5 protein-coding genes and 1 pseudogene are annotated in these 4,023 nt (G+C 75.6%); 4 read left to right on the plus strand and 2 right to left on the minus strand.

Annotated elements, in window-relative coordinates:
• Positions 1 to 376: pseudogene (locus G3I41_RS07960) on the plus strand (pyridoxal phosphate-dependent aminotransferase); the annotation flags it as partial.
• A gap of 36 nt (positions 377 to 412) precedes the next feature.
• A complete protein-coding gene (locus G3I41_RS07965) occupies positions 413 to 1,498 on the plus strand; it encodes an MBL fold metallo-hydrolase (RefSeq protein WP_164399595.1) in 1,086 nt (361 codons plus the stop codon).
• On the opposite strand, the gene G3I41_RS07970 is transcribed toward G3I41_RS07965, so the two are convergent.
• Together G3I41_RS07970 and G3I41_RS07975 are read right to left on the minus strand one after the other, a co-directional pair.
• Positions 1,446 to 2,072, minus strand: coding sequence for a VTT domain-containing protein (locus G3I41_RS07970; protein WP_164399596.1), 627 nt, complete (start codon positions 2,070 to 2,072; stop codon positions 1,446 to 1,448). The genes G3I41_RS07965 and G3I41_RS07970 overlap by 53 nt on opposite strands.
• The gene (locus G3I41_RS07975) at positions 2,069 to 2,851 is read right to left on the minus strand and encodes an MBL fold metallo-hydrolase (protein ID WP_164399597.1); all 783 of its coding nucleotides are present in this window, start codon (positions 2,849 to 2,851) and stop codon (positions 2,069 to 2,071) included. Before G3I41_RS07975 ends, G3I41_RS07970 begins: the two co-directional genes overlap by 4 nt.
• Before the next feature lie 224 nt (positions 2,852 to 3,075).
• Between G3I41_RS07975 and G3I41_RS07980 the strand changes: the two genes are divergently transcribed.
• Positions 3,076 to 3,480 carry a hypothetical protein gene (locus tag G3I41_RS07980; protein ID WP_164399598.1) on the plus strand — a complete coding sequence of 135 codons (405 nt, stop codon included), beginning with the start codon at positions 3,076 to 3,078 and terminating at the stop codon, positions 3,478 to 3,480.
• A gap of 83 nt (positions 3,481 to 3,563) precedes the next feature.
• Positions 3,564 to 4,023 (plus strand): phage holin family protein (locus G3I41_RS07985; protein ID WP_164399599.1); only part of this gene is annotated, 460 nt, incomplete at its 3' end.

Consider the following 4,023-nt stretch of genomic DNA (forward strand, 5'->3'; position numbering starts at 1 on the left):
CGCCCTGCACGCCCGGCTCGCCACCGAGGCGCACCGCGCCGTCCTCGGCTGGGGCGCCCTCGCCCGGCCCCCGCAGGCCGGCCGCCATCTCTACGCGGACCTCGGCCCGCTCCGCTCCCGGCTCGCCGCCCGGGGCGTCAGCGACTCGCTCGAACTGGAGGAGTACCTGTCCGCCCGGCTCGGCACCCCCGCCCCCGGCGGCCACCGCTTCGGCGACGAACTCGGCGCGCTCCGGGTCCGCCTGGGCACCGGCTCACTCCTCGGCACGGACCCGGAGCGGCAGGCCGAAGCGCTCACCGCCCCGGACCCGCTCGAATTGCCGCACATCGCGGAAGCGCTGAGCATTTTCCGAGCAGCCCTCGACGCACCGCGCTGACCCACCGCGCCGGCGCCCTCCTGGACGGGAGCCCCGATGACCGACCAGACCGAGACCCCGGTCGCACCCCCCGTGTCCTGCGGCGAGGTCGTCACCCCGCACCCCCTCGGCGAGGTGCGCACCTGGCCCCGCAGCTTCGCCGACCGGCTCACCGCCCCGCTCCCCGGCGTCCGGGGCATGTCCCGGCTGGCCCGCGAGCACGCCATCCGGCCCAACGCGGAGGGCCTGCGCCACATCCACCGCCTGCCGTACGCCCCCCAGCCCCTGCCGCCCGTCCCGGCGGGCGCCGCGTGCGTCACCTGGGCCGGGCACGCCAGCTGGATCATCCGCACCGGCGGCCTCACCGTCCTCGCCGACCCCGTCTGGTCCCGCCGCATCCTGGGCACCCCGGCCCGCGTCACACCGGTCGGGGTCCGCTGGGCGGACCTGCCGCCGATCGACGCGGTCGTCATCAGCCACAACCACTACGACCACCTGGACGCCCCCACCCTGCGCCGGCTGCCCCGGGACACCCCGCTGTTCGTCCCGGCCGGACTCGGCCAGTGGTGCCGCCGCCGGGGCTTCGGCACGGTCACCGAGCTCGACTGGTGGGAGTCCGCCCGGCTGGACGGCGTCCGCTTCGACTTCGTACCCGCCCACCACTGGTCGAGGCGCACCCTCACCGACACCTGCCGCTCGCTGTGGGGCGGCTGGGTCGTCCAGGACACCACCGGGCCGGGGGACGGCAGCCGGATCTACTTCGCCGGGGACACCGGATACGGCCACTGGTTCGCCGAGATCGGCCGCCGCCACCCCGGCATCGACCTCGCCCTGCTGCCGATCGGCGCCTACGACCCCCGCTGGTGGCTCGGCGACGTCCACACGGACCCGGAGGAGGCCGTGCGGGCGTACGAAGACCTCGGCGCCCGCGCCATGGCCCCGATGCACTGGGCCACCTTCCTGCTGTCCGCCGAGCCGGTCCACGAACCGCTCAGCCGGCTGCGCACCGCCTGGCAGCGCGCCGGGCACCCCCGCGACCGGCTCTGGGACCTGCCCATCGGGGGCTCCCGCCTGCTGGAGCCGGCCGGCGTCACCGCGCCCACCACGCCCGCGTCCGGCGCCACACCGCGGGCGCCCCGCTGACCACCAGCGTCAGGCCCACCGCCGCGACCACCCCCTGCCACGGCTCGGGGAACAGCGAACCGCCCAGGATGCCGATCAGCTGGTACGTCGCCGCCCACGCCAGACACGCCGGCACATCGCCCCGGGCGAACCGCCGCAGCTCCATCCGGCCCAGCAGGCAGGCCAGCATCACCGGGATCCGGCCGGCCGGCACGAGCCGGGACAGCACCAGGACCGTGGCCTTGTGCTCGTCCAGCTTGTGCTGCGCCTGCTCGAGCCGCTCCGGCGCCGCCCGGTCCCGGATCGCCCGCAGCCACCGCGAGCCGTTCTTCGACCGCACCCCGCGCTGCCCCAGCCAGTACAGGGATATGTCCCCGAGGAACGCCGCCGACGACGCCACCGCGAACACCACCAGCAGCGAGAACGGCGACGACTGGTGGAACGCCACCACGGCCGCCGAACTCACCAGCGCGCCCGTCGGCACCACCGGCACCAGCGCACCCAGCGCCACCAGCAGGAAGAGCGACGGATAGCCGACCGCCTGCTGCGTCGACTCGGCGGGCAGCTGCGCCGCCTGGCGCAGGAACTCGATCACGCGCAGCCCTCCGGCCGCACCCGCTCGCCGTGCGCCAGCCGGTGCACCGCGACCTCCGGCGCCACCAGCGCCGCCTTGCGCACGAACTCCTCGCCCGGCGCGTGGAACTCGTGCGGCCGGACCCCGTCCATCCCGATCGGCCAGTACGTGCCGTAGTGCACCGGCACCGCCGCGCGCGGCCGCAGCCGGGTCAGCGCCTGGGCCGCGCGCCCCGCGTCCAGGTGCCCGTGGCCCAGGTAGGGCCCCCAGCCGCCGACCGGCAGCAGCGCCACGTCCACCGGGCCGACCGCCCCCGCCATGTCCTCGAAGAGCCCGGTGTCCCCGGCGAAGTACGTACGTGCCGCGCCCTCCACCACGTAACCGAGCGCGGGCGAGCGGTGCGGGCCCAGCGGCAGGCGCCGGCCGTCGTGCAGCGCCGGGACCGCCCGGACCCGTACCCCGCCCACCGCCACCTCGTCGCCCGCGACCACCTCGGTGATCCGCAGACCTCGTGCCCGGCGCAGCAGCCGCAGCCCCGGCACCGACCGCACCGAACCGCGGGGCACGACCACCCGCGCCCCCGGGGCGACACGCGCCAGCGACGGCAGGTGGAGATGGTCGGAATGCAGATGCGAGATGAGGACCGCGTCGGCCACGGCAGCGTCCGGGCCCGGCAGCTCGCCGCGGCGCCGCCGCAGATGCGCGAAGCGCCGTACGAACAGCGGATCGGTGAGGAAACGGACCCCGGAGTCCTCGATCGTGCACGTGGCATGGCCCCACCAGGTGATCTCCACCGGCACGACGCCTCCTCCTGCTCACCGGACCCTTCGGACCCCTCCACACCTGCCCGGATGAGCCTACGGCCAGTCATACCGGGCGGCCCGCGCACCCCGGCGCACCTGTGGATCACCGGCCAGGGCCCGTGCCCCCGTGCGCCCCCTCACCGCCCCGGAACGCTCCCTCGGCCCGCACGTACGGGCACATAGGGTCGGGAACAGGACGAGCACGGGGAGAAGGAGGGGCCATGGGGGACGTACGCGTGGCGGCCATCGCCAGCCTGACGCCGCTGGAGGAACTGGACAGCGATCCGTTCCTCGTGGACACCCGGGGCCAGCACGCCATGTGCGCCCGCTGGGCCGCCGACCAGGGCTATGTCGTCACCCGGCAGCTGCGTCTCTACGGTCTGCGCCCCGACCACCCGGCGCTCTGGTCCGACATCGAGAGCGGCGAGGTCGAGCTGTTCGTCGCCCCCTGCGACCGGGTCCTCTCCAGCGCCCTCGCCTCGGTGCCCGAGTTCACCGCCGAGTGCGAGAGGCGCGGCGTACGCCTGGAGATCGCCGGACTCGCCGAGCCGTTCTACACCGCCGACGGCAAGGCGGGCGTGCACCGCCGCCTCTCCATGCCGACCGCCGGATACGACGGCTGCTGACCGGCCGCAGGGCCGTCCGACCCGCTGTGAAATCCTGTGGCAGGGCCCGGAACGGCAGGGCCCGGACGTGAGGTGACGACGGCGTGGGCGACGGACGATGGCGGCGGACCGGCGCCGCGCTGATGCGTGTGATCGCGGTCTGGGCCGTTTCGACGCTCACCATGCTCGCGCTCGCCGGCATCCTCCCCGACTTCCGGCTCCAGTCCCCCGACGGCGACAGCACCACCAAGACCGCCTTCACCGCGGCCTGGGGCGCGGGCGCCTTCGGACTGCTCTCCGCGCTGGTCTGGCCCGTCCTGGTGCGGGCCCTGCTCATCGTCCCCGCCCTCGTCCTCGGCGCGCTCGTCTTCTTCCTCAACGGTTCACTGCTGCTCATCGCCCTGTGGCTCATCCCGGACGGCCGGGGCGCCGCGGCCCCCGAGACCGCGGTCGCCGTCGCGGCCGTGATGTCCGCCGTCGCCTCCGCCACCTCCACCGCGCTCGCCGTGCGCGACGACGACGCCTACCGCCGCCGCCTCTCCCGGCTGGCCGACCGGCGCCGCC

This window comes from Streptomyces sp. SID9727 (assembly GCF_010550605.1).
Classification (GTDB): Bacteria; Actinomycetota; Actinomycetes; order Streptomycetales; family Streptomycetaceae; genus Streptomyces.

Coding starts and splice junctions, on each gene's coding strand:
- G3I41_RS07965 (WP_164399595.1), top strand. CDS start 413: ATGACCGACCAGACCGAGACCCCGGTCGCACCCCCCGTGTCCTGCGGC.
- G3I41_RS07980 (WP_164399598.1), top strand. CDS start 3,076: ATGGGGGACGTACGCGTGGCGGCCATCGCCAGCCTGACGCCGCTGGAG.